15 protein-coding genes are annotated in these 18,359 nt (G+C 43.5%); 8 read left to right on the plus strand and 7 right to left on the minus strand.

Going from position 1 to position 18,359, the window contains the following annotated elements:
* The first annotated feature begins 52 nt into the window (after positions 1–52).
* Positions 53–3,217, plus strand: a complete 3,165-nt coding sequence (locus D8S93_RS18370; protein ID WP_152814651.1) for a chitinase C-terminal domain-containing protein — start codon at positions 53–55, stop codon at positions 3,215–3,217.
* A 97-nt stretch (positions 3,218–3,314) separates the two neighbouring features.
* Here D8S93_RS18370 and glgC read toward each other — a convergent pair whose 3' ends face one another.
* The 4 genes from glgC to D8S93_RS18390 all read right to left on the minus strand — a co-directional run bounded on the left by glgC (position 3,315) and on the right by D8S93_RS18390 (position 8,935).
* A complete protein-coding gene (gene glgC, locus D8S93_RS18375; RefSeq protein WP_065646271.1) occupies positions 3,315–4,532 on the minus strand; it encodes a glucose-1-phosphate adenylyltransferase in 1,218 nt (405 codons plus the stop codon).
* 410 nt (positions 4,533–4,942) lie between these two features.
* Positions 4,943–6,691 (minus strand): formate--tetrahydrofolate ligase, encoded by a 1,749-nt coding sequence (locus D8S93_RS18380; protein ID WP_152814652.1) that lies wholly within the window; start codon positions 6,689–6,691, stop codon positions 4,943–4,945.
* Positions 6,692–6,927: 236 nt separating this feature from the next.
* Positions 6,928–8,232 (minus strand): inosine/guanosine kinase, encoded by a 1,305-nt coding sequence (locus D8S93_RS18385; RefSeq protein ID WP_005397615.1) that lies wholly within the window; start codon positions 8,230–8,232, stop codon positions 6,928–6,930.
* A gap of 232 nt (positions 8,233–8,464) precedes the next feature.
* Positions 8,465–8,935, minus strand: a complete 471-nt coding sequence (locus tag D8S93_RS18390; protein ID WP_104970679.1) for a CreA family protein — start codon at positions 8,933–8,935, stop codon at positions 8,465–8,467.
* 266 nt (positions 8,936–9,201) lie between these two features.
* Between D8S93_RS18390 and D8S93_RS18395 the strand changes: the two genes are divergently transcribed.
* Positions 9,202–9,711: a hypothetical protein gene (locus tag D8S93_RS18395; RefSeq protein WP_006742250.1), complete on the plus strand. Its 510-nt coding sequence runs from the start codon at positions 9,202–9,204 to the stop codon at positions 9,709–9,711.
* Positions 9,712–9,905: 194 nt separating this feature from the next.
* Positions 9,906–10,574, plus strand: coding sequence for an HAD-IA family hydrolase (locus D8S93_RS18400; protein WP_005397612.1), 669 nt, complete (start codon positions 9,906–9,908; stop codon positions 10,572–10,574).
* 429 nt (positions 10,575–11,003) lie between these two features.
* Here the strand turns inward: D8S93_RS18400 and D8S93_RS18410 are convergent, their stop codons facing one another.
* Complete coding sequence (locus D8S93_RS18410; RefSeq protein WP_152814653.1) at positions 11,004–12,434, minus strand: methyl-accepting chemotaxis protein; 1,431 nt, start codon at positions 12,432–12,434, stop codon at positions 11,004–11,006.
* A gap of 568 nt (positions 12,435–13,002) precedes the next feature.
* On the opposite strand from D8S93_RS18410, the gene D8S93_RS18420 reads away from it, so the two are divergent.
* A complete protein-coding gene (locus tag D8S93_RS18420; protein ID WP_139060986.1) occupies positions 13,003–13,605 on the plus strand; it encodes an ACP phosphodiesterase in 603 nt (200 codons plus the stop codon).
* Between the two features lie 67 nt (positions 13,606–13,672).
* On the plus strand, positions 13,673–14,932 hold the full coding sequence (locus D8S93_RS18425) for a DEAD/DEAH box helicase (protein WP_193621645.1): 1,260 nt from the start codon (positions 13,673–13,675) through the stop codon (positions 14,930–14,932).
* Between the two features lie 26 nt (positions 14,933–14,958).
* On the opposite strand, the gene D8S93_RS18430 is transcribed toward D8S93_RS18425, so the two are convergent.
* Both D8S93_RS18430 and D8S93_RS18435 read right to left on the minus strand, forming a co-directional pair.
* A complete protein-coding gene (locus tag D8S93_RS18430) occupies positions 14,959–15,747 on the minus strand; it encodes an EAL domain-containing protein (protein WP_152814655.1) in 789 nt (262 codons plus the stop codon).
* Positions 15,748–15,932: 185 nt separating this feature from the next.
* The gene (locus D8S93_RS18435) at positions 15,933–16,565 is read right to left on the minus strand and encodes a hypothetical protein (protein ID WP_152814656.1); all 633 of its coding nucleotides are present in this window, start codon (positions 16,563–16,565) and stop codon (positions 15,933–15,935) included.
* A gap of 186 nt (positions 16,566–16,751) precedes the next feature.
* On the opposite strand from D8S93_RS18435, the gene D8S93_RS18440 reads away from it, so the two are divergent.
* From D8S93_RS18440 to D8S93_RS18450, 3 genes are all read left to right on the plus strand, one after another.
* Positions 16,752–16,994 carry a DUF2164 domain-containing protein gene (locus tag D8S93_RS18440; protein ID WP_005395529.1) on the plus strand — a complete coding sequence of 81 codons (243 nt, stop codon included), beginning with the start codon at positions 16,752–16,754 and terminating at the stop codon, positions 16,992–16,994.
* 174 nt (positions 16,995–17,168) lie between these two features.
* The gene (locus D8S93_RS18445) at positions 17,169–17,708 is read left to right on the plus strand and encodes a cytochrome b (protein WP_124007873.1); all 540 of its coding nucleotides are present in this window, start codon (positions 17,169–17,171) and stop codon (positions 17,706–17,708) included.
* Positions 17,705–18,274: a YceI family protein gene (locus D8S93_RS18450; protein WP_005395526.1), complete on the plus strand. Its 570-nt coding sequence runs from the start codon at positions 17,705–17,707 to the stop codon at positions 18,272–18,274. The genes D8S93_RS18445 and D8S93_RS18450 overlap by 4 nt, the downstream gene beginning before the upstream one ends.
* Positions 18,275–18,359: the final 85 nt, after the last annotated feature.

Raw genomic sequence — 18,359 nt, forward strand, 5'->3', positions numbered from 1 at the left:
TTTGTTTAGCGCATTTAGTATTGTTTTAACAATAACTTAAGGAAGAGCGATTATGCACCTTAAAAACGGCAACGCAGTGAAAAGCGTGTTCACACTAAGCACTCTCACCGCTTCTTGTCTTATGGCCTTCAATAGCTACGCAGCGGTTGACTGTGCCCCTCTAGAAACTTGGCAATCATCAAAAGTTTATAACGGTGGTGACCAAGTTCAACATGAAGGTAATGCTTACAAAGCACGTTACTGGACGCAAAACAGTAACCCAGCGCAATCTGGTGAGTGGGGCGAGTGGGAAACACTTGGCGCATGTGATGGCACTGGACCGGTTGATCCACCTCAGAATGAAGTCCCGACTGTTACTCTAACATCGCCTTCTGCGTCGGCTTCTGTGACTGCGGGGGATGTTGTTAACCTAGCTGCAGATGCAGCAGATACCGATGGTACTGTTAGCAAAGTAGAGTTCTTTGTTGATGGCGTATTAGTTGGTCAGGCAACGTCTGCGCCTTATGCTGCGTCATGGACAGCGACTGAAGGCCAGCACGAATTCTCTACTAAGGCGTATGATGATGCAGGTGCAGTGAGCACAGCAAGCGCTGTGACGTTAACTGTGGCACCAGCACAACCTGGTAACGAAGCGCCGACAGTGGATGTTGCGCTTTCTGCTACTTCTATTGACTTAGGTGGCTCCGTCACACTGACTGCGAATGCCGCAGATGCGGATGGCACCGTTGCTAAAGTTGATTTCTATGTGGCGGGCGTCCTTGCTGGCACCGCAACAACTGCGCCATACACGCTTGATGTAACGCCTTCACAAGCTGGTTCGCTAAGTGTTTATGCGAGAGTAACCGATGATGCCGGAGCAACAGCAGATTCTGCACTTGCGACGTTAACGGTAAACGGTGGCGCGGTGACATCTAACTGTCGCCCTGATGGCTTGTATCAAACAACGGGTGTAGACGTTCCTTACTGTTCTATTTATGACGAAGAAGGTCGCGAGAAAATGGGCGCCGATCACCCACGTCGTGTGATTGGTTACTTTACTAGCTGGCGCGCAGGTGAGGACCCTCAATCTACTTACCTTGTTAAAGATATTCCTTGGGAGCAACTTACTCACATTAACTACGCGTTTGTGAGCATTGGTTCTGATGGTAAAGTAAACGTTGGTGACGTTAATGACCCTAACAACCCTGCTACGGGTAAAACTTGGCCTGGCGTTGAGGTAGATCCTGCTCTTGGCTTCAAAGGTCACTTTGGTGCGCTCGCGACTTACAAGCAAAAACATGATGTTAAAACGTTAATCTCTATCGGTGGTTGGGCTGAAACGGGCGGTCACTTCGATACGAACGGCAATCGTGTGGCTGATGGTGGTTTCTACACCATGACGACGAATGCGGACGGTTCTATTAACCATGCAGGCATCGAGAAGTTCGCAACTTCAGCCGTTGAAATGATGCGTCTGTACAAGTTCGATGGCCTGGATATCGACTATGAATACCCGACATCAATGGCTGGTGCTGGTAACCCTTACGACAAAGACTTCATGGAACCACGTCGTCAGTATCTATGGGCGTCTTACCAAGAGCTGATGAAAGTATTGCGTGAGAAACTTGATGCGGCATCCGCGCAAGATGGCATTCATTATATGCTGACTATCGCAGCACCATCTTCAGGTTACCTACTGCGTGGTATGGAAACCTTCGATGTAACTAAGTACCTAGACTACGTAAACATCATGTCTTACGACTTGCATGGGGCTTGGAATGATCACGTTGGTCACAACGCAGCATTATTCGATACAGGTAAAGACTCGGAGCTAGCCCAGTGGAACGTATACGGCACGGCTGCATACGGTGGTATCGGTTACTTGAACACAGACTGGGCTTACCACTATTTCCGTGGTTCTATGCCAGCAGGTCGTATCAACATCGGTGTTCCTTACTACACCCGTGGTTGGCAAGGTGTTACTGGTGGTGAAAATGGTCTGTGGGGCCGAGCAGCACTGCCAAACCAAGCTGAGTGTCAACCAGGTACCGGTGAAGGTGAGAAGAACAACTGTGGTCACGGTGCTATTGGTATCGACAACATGTGGCACGATACAGACCCTAAAGGCAACGAAATGGGCGCTGGCTCTAACCCAATGTGGCATGCGAAGAACCTAGAAAATGGTATCTGGGGCTCTTACGCAGCCGCTTACGGTCTTGATCCAGTTAACGATCCTTCGGATAAGTTTGTTGGTACATATACTCGTCATTACGATAGCGTTGCTGTAGCGCCTTGGTTGTGGAACGCAGAGAAAAGCGTGTTCCTATCTACGGAAGATAAAGCTTCTATCGAAGTGAAAGCTGATTACGTTATCGATAAAGAAATCGGCGGTATTATGTTCTGGGAACTGGCAGGTGACTACAACTGTTACGTACTGGATGCAAATGGTAATCGTACGGCAGTAGATGCAACTGAACAAGCTTGTGCAGCTGGTAATGGTGAGTACCACATGGGTAACACTATGACCAAAGCTATCTACGACAAGTTTAAGTCTGCAACACCTTACGGCAATAAAGTTGCGACGGGTCCAACACCAACAGAAGCGGTAGACATTACAGTCAGCGTTGGCGGCTTTAAGGTTGGCGACCAAAACTACCCAATTAATCCGAAGATCACGTTTACGAACAACACTGGTCAAGCAATCCCTGGTGGTACTGAATTCCAGTTTGATATCCCAGTATCAGCTCCTGATAACGCGAAAGATCAATCTGGTGGCGGTTTGAAAGTCATTGCTTCTGGACATACTCGAGCAAACAACATCGGTGGCTTAGATGGCGTAATGCACCGCGTATCGTTCTCTCTACCTGCTTGGAAAGATTTACCAGCGGGCGGTACTTACGAGCTTGATATGGTTTACTACCTACCAATCTCTGGTCCGGCTAACTACTCAGTGATTTCTGGTGGTAAAGAGTTTGCGTTCAAGTTTGAACAGCCAGAACTACCAATTGGTGACCTAAATGCAGGCTCGGGTGATGGTGGTACTACTGAACCAGGTAAGTGTGATACGACAGGTTTAGTGACATACCCAGCTCTACCACAAACGGATTGGGCTGGTAACCCAAGCCACGCTAACCAAGGTGATAAGATCATCCACAACGGTGTGGTTTACCAAGCGAACTGGTGGACAGCGGCTGAGCCGGACACAGATGGTAGCTGGTCAACGGTATGTAACATCTAATTATTATGTATTATTTGTTATAGCCTAACGTTAATAGGCACTTAAACAAAAGCGCACGATGATGATCGTGCGCTTTTTTGTTGCGATGGTTTGTCGTTTAGTCGAATTGGTAACTTTCGGGTATGACGACAATACCTTTGTCTGAGATTTTAAATCGCTTCGCATCTTCTAGTTTGTTGATGCCAATTTGAGTATGTGGCGGAATACGAACATGTTTATCAACTATGCAGTTGACCAACTGACTTCCTTCACCGACCTCTACGTCATCAAAAATGATGGAATCGACTACCGTGGCACTGTCTTGAATGCGTACGTTAGAGGAAATGATGGAATGCTGTACTGAGCCTCCAGAATTGATGACACCGGTAGCAATGATGGAGTTAATAAAAATACCTTCATTGCCCGTAGCTGACGATACAGTACGAGCTGGTGGAAACTGCGGCTCGTAAGTACGAATCGCCCAATTGGACTGATAAAGGTTCATTGGCGGCATAGGTTCTAGTAGATCCATATTCGCTTCATAGAAGGAATCAATGGTACCCACGTCGCGCCAATAGCAATCTTTATCGACGCGCCCTTTACTGCCACAGAATTGATAAGCGTAAACGGATTCCGTATCAATCAGCTTAGGTATGATGTCTTTTCCAAAGTCATGACTTGATGAATCGAGTTTTGAGTCGTCTTCGAGTGCTTCTTTTAAAACATCCATATCAAAGATATAGATCCCCATAGAAACGAGGCTTCTAGTTTTGCTTCCAGGAAGGGTGGGTGGGCATTCTGGTTTTTCTATAAATGAAGTAACTAGCCCGTTTTCTGCGGTGCCCATTACCCCGAATGCTGAAGCATCCTCTACGGGAACATCCATACAGGCAACGGTGAGCTTAGCACCTTTCTCTTTATGCTCTTCAAGCATTGCGGCGTAGTCCATTCGATAGATATGATCGCCGGATAACACAACCACATACTTCGCATCATTGCGCGATAGTAACCACATGTTGTGATAAATCGCATCAGCAGTTCCTTCATACCATGCACCACCTTTGCGCATTTGGGGTGGAACCGCAGTAATGTACTCGCCAAGCTCTGGGTTGAATATTGACCAACCATCTCGCAAGTGTTTTTGAAGTGAATGAGATTTGTATTGGGTCAAAACAAGGATTTTACGTAAACCTGAGTGTAAACAGTTGGTTAGTGTGAAATCTATAATTCTATACTTTCCGCCAAAAGGTACTGCTGGCTTGGTTCTATCATCGGTGAGTGGGCTGAGTCTAGACCCCATCCCTCCAGCTAAAATTACGGCGAGTGCGTCTTCCATATTATTCCCTTTCCCTTTTTTGCATGCATCAAAACGGTGCTAACCAGGAGGAAGTGGTTTACAGCGCAGGGGTTTTGAAAATGCTTCTGCTGATGTGTTTACTACTGCAAACTTTAGTACAAGATTCGAGCCATAGAATATCTCTTTAAAAATCAAAGGGGTTAAAAGTTCATCGCAAGGCAATTGCACCACATTAGTGAAGTGCTAAGTAGGCCGTGCATCAAATTGGCGCAAGATTATAGGGAAGGGGAGAAAATAAGTATGGATTTACAATGTAAAGTGAGGATAAAACAGTAAGATAAAGATAATCAAGCACGCCTCTTCGTCTGTTCAAAGTGAGTGGATATAGAAGTAAACCACTCACTCTTTAAACGTGCTTCCTTTATAGTCAACTATACGTTGACGTTACACTAAGAGAGACCGACGATATTTCCTTCATCATCAAGGTCTAAATTCATAAATGCAGGTTTATCAGGCAAACCTGGCATTGTCATCACCGTGCCTGATAACGCATACACAAACCCAGCGCCAGCACACAGACGTAACTCGCGGATAGGGACGGTAAAACCTGTCGGCGCGCCTTTGACAGCGGAATCTGTTGTTATTGATAGTGGGGTTTTCGCTATGCAAACCGCTAAGTTGTTAAAACCTAGATTTTCAAAATGGTTGAGCTGTTCAGTAGCAAGAGAACTCATTTCTATATTGGCGGCACCATAGCCAGCTTCACACACAGCCATAAGTTTTTCGTGTAACGATTGTTCTTTACTGTATAAAGGACGAAACTCTGTAGGCTGGGTACAAGCGTCAATAACATGTTGAGCTAACTGAGTAGTGCCTTGCCCGCCTTGCGCAAAAGCGGTGCTGATAGCGACTTTAACTTCCGGATTAAATTTCTGAACCAGCTCTTCAAGTATTTTAAGCTCTTTCTCACAATCTTGCGGAAACTGGTTAATAGCGACAACAGCTGGAATGCCATATTTATGGACGTTATTAATGTGCCATTTTAAGTTTTCAAATCCCGCTTCCAATGCTGCTTGGTCTGGATTAAAAATGGAATCTGGAATGGCCATACCTGGTCGTAAATCGTAGTGTCCAGAATTTGCTTTGAGGCCGCGTAATGTCGCTACTATCACTACACAATCTGGCGCCTTGCTGGCGGCGGCAGCTTTAATGTTACACGCTTTCTCAAATCCCATGTCCGAACCAAACCCCGCCTCTGTTACTGTGTAACTTGATAGCTTTAGCGCGATGTCGTCGGCAATAATGGATGAATTTCCATGGGCGATGTTCGCAAACGGGCCTGCGTGAATCAACGTAGGAACACCTTCCAGAGTTTGCATCAGTGTCGGTGCAATGGCCTCTTTTAATGTCACTGCCATTGCTCCTGCAACTTGCAGATCCTCCGTGGTTACGGGGTTTCCGTTCAAATCGTACGCTACGACAATTTTCCCGATACGCTGACGTAAATCTTTCAAATCTTTAGCCAGTGCAATGATAGCCATTAACTCAGACGCGGCAGAAATATCGAACCCTTCGTCGCGTTCGTATCCATTGATGATTTTTCCTGGCTCATTTAACCCAATTTTGACGTTACGTAGTGCACGATCATTATGGTCCATTACTCGTTTCCAAGTAATGCTTGCCGTATCGATTTTAAGTGCCTTTAATCCAGTACGTGCTTCAAAGGCATCATAGCCTTCACGCTGTTCATGATACAAGCGAGCATCAAGCGCGGCTGAAGCTAGATTATGCGCTGCCGTCACCGCATGGATATCACCAGTAAGGTGTAAGTTCAGTTCTTCCATTGGAGCAACTTGGGAATAACCACCGCCAGCAGCACCGCCTTTAATACCGAATACAGGCCCCATAGAAGGTTGTCTAATACATGCGATAACGGATTGTCTAAGCTTAGCTAAACCTTGCGCCAGTCCGACTGTTGTAACGGTTTTTCCTTCGCCAAGTGGGGTAGGAGTGATCGCAGTAACAAGCACAAGCTTACCGTTATCATTCTCTTTTAGCCGCTCCAAACATTTTGGATGGACTTTGGCTTTGTGCTTCCCGTGAGTGTCATATTCTTCGGGTAGTAACCCTACTTTTTCCGCAATAACATCAATAGAAGAAAGTGGTGTGTTTCGGCAAATTTCAATATCTGACTGCATGGATAATCCCTAAAGTGACTCGCAGGTAGTGTTGAAAAACAATCTGAGTTGGAGCAAGTATTATTGTTGGGCAAACGTTTGCTCGGTGATAGTACGGTTTCGATTCGGTATGTAAAGAGTTTACTGCTCTATACTGTGCTACATACTAACAAAATCTACTATTTACTGCGCCAGATCAAAACAAAAAGGCCACCAAATGGTGACCTTGATGTATTTTTAGCTTTAAAGCTGTGATCTTAACGATCCCAGTAAGTTTCTTCTAAGCTATCTTCTCGTTCAGGAAGTGCTCGCGATAGGCGAGGAGAGTGTTGCGTCAACACTTCATAGCTTACTCGGTTTGCATATTTACAGATCTGAGAAAGTGATGAGTAAGTCAAACAGCGTACTTCGTGCTTTTCTGAGTTAGGCACTTCTTTTTGATGGAAAGAGTTTGCAGCCATATCATGCAGTAAAGCAGAAAGCGCCGCATCACCTGCGCCGTTGGTGTTCTTAATCTCTAGTGGACCACCCAGGTAAGGACCAATGTAAGAGTATACCTTCATTGGCTTCTCACAATCTCCTTTACGCATCGCACGACTAAATTCGTATTGGTTAAAGGCTTCAATTGAACCTTCAAGAATGTCGTGTGTGGTTTCTCGTTTTACTTTTTCGTCAGTGTAACCTGCCATGTATAGGCCATTTGGCCCAGCAGTACATAGAACAAGATCGACCCACTCAAGTGCTTTATCAGCAGCCGCTAGCGGTTCTGTCTCGCCTGTTAATGCCGCGCCTTCTTCTTCATTCATTGCAACAACAGATATGTTCTCGCGAATGTACTCTTGCCACCACTGCGCGTTACCTTCGATAACGTATTTTGTGCCTAAAGTTAGTACAACAGGGACATCGTGCTTCTTGGCAAAGTCGATCGCTTTTTGTACCGCTTTCGGCATTGGATCCTCTTCTTTACCGCGCATTAGGTAAGAAGAAACAACTAGAGCTGATGCTTTCTCAAAGATCTCTTCAGGAATGCTTTCCGGAAGTAGTTGGTTCATGTGACCTTCATTGATAGCAAATGTGCGTTCGCCATCTTGAGAAATCAGGGTATAGCAACGACCAATAGGACCATCTACCGTTTGTAGGTGGTTGAGGTTCATGCGTGAAGACGTGCGGCAAAGGTAGCGGTAAGCAAAAGAACCAACTTGAATGTTCTTGGACATCACACCGAGCAAAACGGATTTGCTATCCGCCAATACTGAGTAATTGTGGAGCGTGTTGCCAATCGTGTCACCTGGGTATTGGTGTGTGATCAGGCCTTGCTCAACCAGTTCTTCGTAAAGTGCATCTGCTTTGCTTTCTTCAAGAACGAGTGAATGTCCTTTACTTAGGTTGTATTTTTCTAAAAACGCATCATCTACACGCGCTTCGATATCTACGATGGTTTGACCGACACCAACAATAGTTGGGCGATATAGCTTAGGCGCTTGTCGGATTTGGTTTACTAATGGATCTCGAGCGTGAGTTGGGAAGTAGTGTTTAGATTTACGCTGACCAGGAAACTTCATGCTTGTTCTTGAGTGAGAAAAAAAAGAGGCGGGATTGTATCACAAAAAAATGAAAATCGTGGCGTTTTATTACAAAGAAGTTTGCCCGCTGAAAAAATCAGCGAGCTGGAGAAATTGCGACCAAGATAGCCTAAATTACTGATGCTTATAGTACTACAATTGGTCGCTTTTCAGATTGTTGATCGGTCATTCTCTTTAACAACGAGCTTGGAGCTACCCAAAATTAGCTGCGTTACTTTTTCACTTCAGTTGGCTCAACGTAAGCCTTGGTGCCCCAAAGTGGAACCGTCGATAGGCTGTGCTTAAAGCTACCGTCTGTCTCTTTTGTTGTGTAAGACAGGTAGAGTAAGGTTTGGTTGTCTGCGTCATAAATACGACGAACCTTCATTGTTTTGAAGAAAATACTTTTTGACTTCTTAAATACAATTTCGCCAGACTTACTTTTATCTATTTTTGCAATCATCTCCGACGTGATTTCGCCAGTCTGACGACATGATATTGAGCTGTCACTTGGATCCGCCAAGCTAAAATCGGCTTCGATAGAAGCGATGTGACACGTCACCCCCGTGACTACCTCGTCTTTTAATTCACCTACTTTGATGTCTTTCAAAGTAAACCAACCGAGTCCTACATCAGCAACATCGTTATCTGAACAACCAACCAGCGTAGTAGCAAGCAATGCACTTAACAGCATCTTTTTCATTATTTTTGTCCTTAACTAGGAAAGATATTGATGAAATCTATCAGAGGTTTGCAACTAAAACAAAATTTAGCCAAGGAAAGGTCTACGTACGCTAGGTTTGTTGTGGGCTTCATGCTAATGTACTGCTCTAAACGAAATGATGAGTTAGAGTGACCATACTTTCTCCCAATATGTTTGACTTTATATCGCTTGTCGCTCTGTCTAAGCTTCACTCTATGTGAGAATGAAACACTCTGCACATTTCGTTTTGCAACTAAGGTATCAAAATGAATGAACAACAGTTAGCCAGTATCGAGCGTAAAAATACATGGCTGTATGATCTGGTTGAAGTTGAATTTCCAACACCAGAGAGTCTGAAAGGGCGTGATGTCTATTTCAAAGCACTAGAACAAGCAACCTATCAAGTGGTCGACAAAGACACGCTACTTGAGAGTAATTCTGAATTTAGCTCTGACGATATTTTTCTGGTCGATTTTCACCGACTTACTATCATGTTTTCTGTCCTGCAGTCTCAGCGTTGGGATCAACAGTACGATAAAGATATGATTGTGGAATATCTCACTCAGATAATTCTAACGCCAGATTTTGAATTATATGTTGGTTTTAAATCTGGAGCTCCAATTGGTGCCGCTATTATTAGCCACCTTGAAGGAAACACGCTTATCTCTGATGTCGCGGTTTCTGAATCAAAATACAAGAGTTCGTTTGTGGCGGATCTTGCTAAAAGACTAAGTACCGAACACAAGCTTTTAGATTCGGTGATTATTGAAAGCTAATTTGCGCACTCAAATGCATAAAAAGCAAAGCAAGATGACGATAGGTGATCTTGCTTAGAAAAACTGTAATTGCTCCCCTCTATTTCCATGAAATGCCAAGCTCGTCGTTTCAACAATCCCAAACTTAAATAAGATTAAGCCAACATTTTTAAAATCAGCTAGGGCATTAGCCTTTAAGATGTCTGGAGATGGCTATGGCAATTACCAATATTAAGTGCGTGATATTTGATTGTGATGGTACGTTGGTCGATAGTGAACGATTGTGTTGCCAAGCTCTCGTCAATGTATTTAACCTGCATGGCGCAGAATTAACGATGGAAGAGTGCGTTTCTCATTTTAAAGGAGGAAAGCTCGCTGACATCCTTTTAGATACTAAAGAGCTGAAAGATATCAAAGTCCCTATTGATGTCTTAGAGCCGCAATACCGTGAAGAAGTCCAGTCTCTTTTTGTTCGCCACTTACAGCCGATGGATGGCGCAAAGCGATTAATTCAGTTTTTGGATTCGCATAATATCGAATATTGTGTCGCGTCCAATGGGCCGAAAGATAAAATAGAATACGCATTGGAGTTAACAGGATTGCTCGATGCTTTCCAGGGGAAAGTGTTCTCTGCATTCGATGCGAATAGTTGGAAGCCTGAACCTGACTTAATTATGTACAGTGCAATGAGCATGGGCTTTTTACCGAGCGACTGTCTTTATATTGATGACACACCTAAAGGCGTAGAAGCGGGATTAAACGCTGGCATTAAAACCGTACAGCTATTTAATGGTGAGGCAATCAATCGTGTTGATGATGAACGCGTAATTCGCATTCAACATTTAGATGAATTAAAAGAGCAGCTATTTAGCTGCTCTGTTTAATCTCTTAATGGCACACCGTACTTAAGCTATGGATATGTTTAAGTTTGGACTGTAGGTAAGGGGTTTGATGTAGGCATTGGATGGATGAGAAGCTTTTTGTATGAAATCCGCAAGCAGCGCATGTGAATTTCTCTCCATCCGATGAAATGAGATATTCATCACCCTGGCAGAGTGGGCAACTTAGGTTTTCGATGTCTTTTGTATCTTTGTAATTATTCATATTGTTTTCCAGCAGCAAATTGGAATTGGCAGGATTAAGCATAGCGGAACGCTTTGTTTATGAACATTATTTCATCAGGTACAGCGAGAACTTGAGATTCACTTCAAATATCCACTTGTGTGTAGTAGAAAATATCGACGATAACGGCTGAAAACGGCTTAAAGAAAAGGGCTCCTGAGGAGCCCTTGTTGATCATAAATGCTGCAAAGTTATGCTGTGCGGTAGCGTTGTAATACCTCACCAAGAGACACTGACGCCTGAGTGAGATTAGCTACCCCTACGGTAGATTGCTCTGCAACTTCTCTGATTGTGCTCGACTGGCTGCGAATTTCTGAAAGCTCAGATGCAATATCGTTGGCGACTGCGCTTTGTTCTTCTGCTGAGGTGGAAATTTGGATACTCATGTCCATCAATGTGCGTGCGGATTCAGCAATAGACGTCACATCATGACCAATTTCATCAATAAGCTGGCTACTGGTTTGCGCTTGTTGAACGGTTCGATCAGTGATTGAAGCAATGTTCTGGCTCTCAGTTTGTAGTTTCTCAATCATGGCTTGAATTTCTACTGTTGCCTGTTGAGTTCGGCTTGCCAATGTACGCACTTCATCAGCAACCACAGCAAATCCACGACCTTGCTCCCCGGCGCGTGCCGCTTCAATTGCCGCATTCAGAGCCAATAGGTTGGTTTGTTCTGAAATGGCATTGATCGTTGTGATAACGTCATTAATCTGCGTCGTGTTTTCATTTAAATTGGTTACTGATGTGGAAGCCTGTTCAATATAGCTGGATAACGTCTCAATTTCTCCAATCACATTTTGCACGCGATTTCTGCTTAGCTCGATCTTTTGAGCATCCTGATCGGATTGCATCGTCGCTTGTTGGGAAATGCTGGATACTTCTTTTGCAGAGGCTGTCATTTCTTCCATTGCTGTCGCGACGGAATCGAGTGTTTGATATTGATGAGATATCTGCGTTTCGCTCAACTGCATATCTTTTTCGAATGCAGAAGATGTCTCACTCAATGTAGCCGCATTATTTTTCACACTGTTAACCAGTTCACTTAAGGTGTCCATAGATTTATCTAACGCGCAACCAATGGTGCCAAACTCGTCTCGGCCAGGATGAAAACCAAGGCGAGAGGTTAAATCACCTTCACCAATTTTTTCGGTTGTCGTATATAAAACCCACAGGGCGCCTCCTATAAAGGTCGCAACCCAGTAAGAGAAAAGGGCAAAAGGAACAACCCATAAAAAGCTGAGTAACAGAGAGGTTAAGGCTGACAACTTTGCAGATTCGTATTGCGTGGATACGTTTTGAGTCAACTTAATCACTTCGCCAGAATGCAACTTTGCATAAGCGGTGACAGAGCCATCAACAAAAGAGCTCTCGCTTACGCGACTTGATTTCGATACGCCGTTAATTTGTGGAACATGACCTGGTTGAGCGTCAACAATACCAGAAAGTTTCGCTTCGCTAGCAGAAATCGCTTGTTGTTTAAATTGTTGTATTTCATTGAAGTAGCGGCTTCCAGCCACAGAAGTGAGGGCTACTAAAAACAGCAGGAATATAACCCACATTTTGTCGTTGATAGACATCTTGATAAACAGCCTGTCTATCGTTCTAAACTCAACTTCTCTCATTTAAAGCTCCATTAGAGATAAAAGATATTGACCAAATCTATTGCTATATCGAAACAAAATATGCGAAGTTAATCAGCAAAATATGTAACGAAAACTAAATTTAGTTTAAGAAATGAGATCTAAGGACGCCTATAACGGTATGTTATATCTTTAAATTGACATAAATATTGATAAAAGAGCTATTTCTCTGAAGTGCTAAGTAGATATGAAATCTGGTTGCAAACGTTTACTTTTGATTCTGCTCATAGGTTTTTAAATCTTTACTTCTCGCTGTCATGAATGTGTCATATAAAGACTATAAAAAGGAGTTGTTGACGTGGATATGGCAAGGCCAAGCCGTCAGCAAGTACAAGCAAGAGAGCTTAAAATAAAGGAGGTCACAATGAGCGACCAATACCAAAACGATGAGAGCCTAGAGCTGCTAGATGCGCTTGAAATTGGCATTATCTTGTCGGAATACGTTGGCTCAGACAACGAAGCCGAATAGCGGAACACTCTCATCTCGTCGTAATTGACGTTATACTAGGTTCATGTCACACCAAGCCTTAAAGGCCAAAACTGGCGTCGGATGAACTTTCTAGCCCACCTGCATATCGCAGACCACTGTAACAGCCATTTATTGGGAAACTTGCTTGGAGACTTCGTAAAAGGAGATCCAAGCAAGCTGTATGAACGTGATATCTCGAACGGCATTAAATTACATAGATTTGTTGACCGCATTACCGATCACCATCCTATTGTTAACGAATGCAAACCTCACTTCAAAGGTACTGCGCGGCGCTTTGCCCCTATCGCTCTCGATATGTTCTGGGACCATTGTCTCGCAAAACACTGGAACGACTTTTATGCCGTATCTCTCGAACACTTTGTCGACTCGGCATACGAGCGAGTAAACCGTGACGTTAATGAACATTTGCCGCCGCGTTTTTTGGTGCTCCACAGCCGGATGTGGCACGGTCGATGGCTTCAGTCATACCAAGACCTGGATAGTATCGAATTTGCATTACATCGAATGTCGCAAAGAAGCCCGAGAATGGCTGACCTTACTACAACATTTAAAGTGATTGAGAGTGATTACACAGTATTGGAAGAGAAGTTCTCGACACTCTATCGAGACGTTTTACGCCAGTCGTATGATTTTCAGCAACAGCTTATTGATTCAGCCCAATGAGATAGAAAAGTAGTATGGCTATTGGGGCTCTGGTAAACTCTGCGCTCCAAAAATAATGAGGTTACACATGTCTGTTAATTTTGCTGACTTAGGCATTGAACAAAAGCTAATCGAGACGCTAAGCAATCTAAATATCGTGACGCCAACACCAGTGCAAGAAAAGTCTATTCCACATGTCCTTGAAGGAAAGAACTTACTTGCTGCTGCACAAACTGGTACGGGGAAAACAGCTGCGTTTGGTTTACCTATTATACAAACCGTTCAGCAAAAGAAACTCAACGGTACGCCTCAAGCATTGGTTTTGGTTCCAACACGCGAGCTTGCGCAGCAGGTATTTGATAATTTGAATCAGTACTCTGCACAAACCGAACTTCGCATTGTGTGTGTTTATGGTGGTACAAGCATTGGCGTACAAAAGAGGAAGTTAGAAGAGGGCGTTGATATTTTGATTGCAACACCAGGCCGCCTTTTGGATCATCTGTTTAATGGCAACGTAAACATCTCCAAAACCAGTATGCTCGTTCTAGACGAAGCCGACCGTATGTTAGATATGGGATTCTGGCCTGACTTGCAACGCATCTTCCGACGTTTACCCGCCGAAAAACAGATCCTGTTGTTCTCTGCGACATTTGAAAAGCGAATCAAGACTATTGCGTACAAACTCATGGAATCGCCGGTTGAAGTTGAAGTGTCACCAGCAAACACGACGGCTGAAACGGTAAAACAGGTGGTTTATCCGGTAGACAAAAAGCGTAAACGTGAATTATTGGCGTACTTGATTGGCTCGCGCAATTGGCAGCAAGTGCTTGTATTTACAAAAACTAAGCAAGGTAGCGATGAGCTAGCAAAAGAGCTTAAGTTAGATGGCATAAAAGCGGTTTCAATTAACGGGGATAAGTCACAGGGTGCGCGTCAAAGAGCGTTGGATGAGTTCAAACAAGGTAAGGTGCGTGCGTTGATTGCGACAGATGTAGCAGCACGAGGACTGGATATTCAAGAGTTAGAGCAAGTGGTTAACTTTGATATGCCATTTAAAGCCGAAGATTATGTCCACCGTATAGGCCGTACTGGCCGTGCAGGAAAGTCAGGTTTAGCTGTCTCTCTAATGAGTCGGGATGAAGAATATTTATTGCATGCTATCGAGAATTTGCTTGATCAACGCCTACCGCAAGAATGGTTGGCAGGCTTCGAGCCAAGCCTTATAGAAGAAGTCGAGCCTGAGAAAAATGGTAGTGGACGCCGTCGAAGCCGTTCATCAGAGAAGCGTAAGCTAAAAGCAAAATTAGCGATTCATAAGAACCGTGGTAAATCACGTAACTCTCGCTAAACCGCACAAACTTTGTTCTTACATAGTCAGGCTGTTTTTGCCTCTTCATAAACGTCTAACGTTTGCGGGATAGCGAGTAGGTATCCTTGATACATATCGAAACCGAGTTTTTTCATTAAGTTAAGTTGATGCTCGGTTTCAATTCCTTCGATAACGGTTTTAGAACGCAACGTTCTTGCTAGTGATAATGCATCGACTAGAGCTTTCCAGTCACCATTTTCGTATCTCAGCATTAACGAGCGATCCATCTTTATTATGTCTGGACGAACGCCTTTCACTCGTTCAATTGTTGAAGCATTGACGCCATAATCGTCGATCGCCAATTTAAACCCGCCTTGGCTTAATTCACGAGCTGCTTGCGACAAAGAGGACTCGTCTTCTACGTTCAACTCAAGCAACTCCATGACGATTTGTTCATTTACTAAATGAGATTGATAAATGGTTTGTTTTAGCAGCCAATTGTACGTGATGTCTCTGGCTAGTATTTTTGCTGCTTCTGGTAATACATTAAGAAACAGTTGTTTATTGTGAAAGTGAGATTGGGCAAAGTTTTTGATATGAATTAGGCGACTTAAGCGTTCAACATTGAGTAGGTCTTGAGCGGCAATGGTTTTTGATTGGAAAAACTGATCTGGCCTGATCATGGCGCCATTAGCATTGGTAATTCTTACTAGTGCCTCAAGTCCAACGATAGAAATATCTTTTTTATATATAGGTTGAAAGACACTTCGAAGAGTGAGCTTTGCGTATTTCGCAATATATTGCCCGTCGGCTTGTTTGCGGATGCAACTAAGGAGTTGCGAGGTGCTCATCATTGTTACAACAACCTAAATCAATGCTTCTACATCAGCGCTATCGCGCTAATTTTTATTTCATTGGCAGTGAATCTAAGTGGGCTCATGAACTCAAGCAAGAATGATGGTAAAAGATGATTAGATTTGTCGAGTGATATCAAACAAATTGATGAAATGACTGACAATCTTCCTAATGCAATTTGATGTTACCATTGTAGTACTGCATACAGTTGTAAGTATTTTCTGACCAACTGTTGTTTGTTCGAGCGACGTAAAGGATGACCAAACTTAATGTAACAAGGACTAATGCCAAATCGAGTGTCTAACGATTGCGTGAGCAGCGATTCGCTGGTGTACAGCGTGATGCCTTGCTCCGTGTATTCATTGATCTGATCGGGCAGTTCTCCCATCCACCAATGAAGCAACTCTCGGCTCGTTTTGCTGCGACTGATCCAATGATCACAAACTAAAAAGAGTAGATCATTCGGTTGCAGCGCATAACCATATTCGCTTTGCCATTCCGTAATTGATGAGAGTAAGTTTTCTCGACAAGATTTTCCCGCACTGACCATATGGTGGCTCAGGACCCAAACCGTGCCTATTTCAGATGAAATACGGTAGTGATGAGGAAGGTCCGGAGTATTTAAAACTTCAATTGGTTTTACCACGCTGTTGTATCCGAAGTGACGGAAAGTGTGTTCCATTCTTCTTGAAAACGCGAGACCAAGATGATGCTCAGTCATGCCTTGGTTATGTACCGCAGGGTAATGCTTTTCACACAGCTTAAGACAGTCGTCTTGAAAATCATTAACACTTTGAATCACTAGGTCGAGTAGCAAAGAATATCCCTTAATAATTAACAAAACGAACTGCAAAAGGTTAGCATAGTCTTTTGAGAATAGACTAATTTACTTCGGCAACTTCTTGATCTAAACACCAAATTTCTCACAAATGATCGCGCCTACTCTTTAAGAGAGCAAGACGATAGAAGCACACATAGAACAAAATCCTGAAAAAGGGCAAAGATGATAAAGTTAGAACGTGCACAAAAAGAAACGCTGGCAACCGCCATTCAAGATTATATGCAGGACGAACTAGATGTTGAGATTGGCCAGTTCGATAGTGAATTTCTTATTGATTTCATTACAGAAAAACTAGGGCCAATTTATTACAACAAGGGAGTGGAAGATGCAAAATCACTGGTTGAACGTAGAATGTTAGAAGTGTCCGAAGAGCTGTATGAGATAGAACAAGAAGTTAAGCTGTAAGTTTCAGTTTTATAAACGATTTAAAGTTCCTTCAAAAAATTCGAACAACTTGATAGATACGGTGCCATTGGCTGGATGTAAATGATGGTAAATAATCTGTTTCATATGACGTAAATAGGTTAATGTAGTGTTTCTTGCTCAACATTAACTTAGGAATATATCTAGGAACTTGAGATGGATACACTGGTAAAGAATTACAACCTTACTGCACGCGTGATGCACTGGTTATCTGCGTTGTGCATTATTGGTCTATTTGCAGTGGGTTTGTGGATGGTCGACCTTAGCTATTACAGCGAATGGTATCGAACTGCGCCACATTACCATCGCTCTGTCGGTATTTTACTCGCTATTTTAACTTTGGCACGCATTGTATGGAAACATGTTACGGCGTCACCAAAGGTAGAAGGCAAACCTTACGAAGTGCTTGCTGCTAAAGCAGCGCATGGTGTTATGTACCTACTATTGATCACCATCTTTGTTTCAGGTTACCTCATTTCAACGTCTGATGGACGCGGTATCGAAGTTTTTAATTGGTTTACCGTGCCAGGAGCGGGAGAGTTATTCCCAGGACAATCAGACATAGCGGGTGAAATTCACTTCTACGCAGCTTGGGCCGTCATCCTGATAGCAGGTTTGCACGCTATTGCTGCGCTTAAACACCACTTTATCGATAAAGACAACACATTAAGAAAAATGTTAGGAGCTTCAAAATGAAAAAGTCACTCTTCGCTACAGGATTAGCTATCGCTATGGCACTACCATTTGGTGCGCAAGCTGCAGATTATGTCATCGATACCAAAGGTGCTCACGCTTCAATTAACTTTAAAGTTAGCCACTTGGGTTACAGCTTCATCAAAGGTCGTTTCAATACATTTTCTGGTGACTTTTCTTTTGATGAGAACAACATTGCTGATTCAAAAGTGAATGTTGTTGTTGATACAACTAGCTTAGACTCCAACCACGCTGAACGTGACAAGCACATTCGTAGTGGTGACTTCATTGATGCTGGTAAATACAGCGAAGCGACCTTTAAAAGCACAAAAGTGGTTGATAAAGGTAATGGCAAGCTAGATGTAACTGGTGATCTAACGCTACACGGTGTTACTAAGCCTATTACTATCGAAGCTGAATTCGTTGGCGCAGGTAGTGACCCATGGGGTGGTGAGCGCGCTGGCTTCGTTGGTAACACTCGCCTTGAGCTTGCTGACTTTGATATCCCAGTAATGGGTGCTTCAAGCTATGTTGATATGGAACTTCATATCGAAGGCGTTAAGAAGTAACGAGCTTCTTTTAGATACAGTAAAAGCGCTCTTCAACGAAAGAGCGCTTTTTTATTACCTCAATCACAATCGACAACATTGGCAA

The sequence above is a fragment of the Vibrio sp. VGrn 2 genome (genome assembly GCF_009361695.1).
In the GTDB taxonomy this organism is placed as follows: Bacteria; Pseudomonadota; Gammaproteobacteria; order Enterobacterales; family Vibrionaceae; genus Vibrio; species Vibrio diabolicus.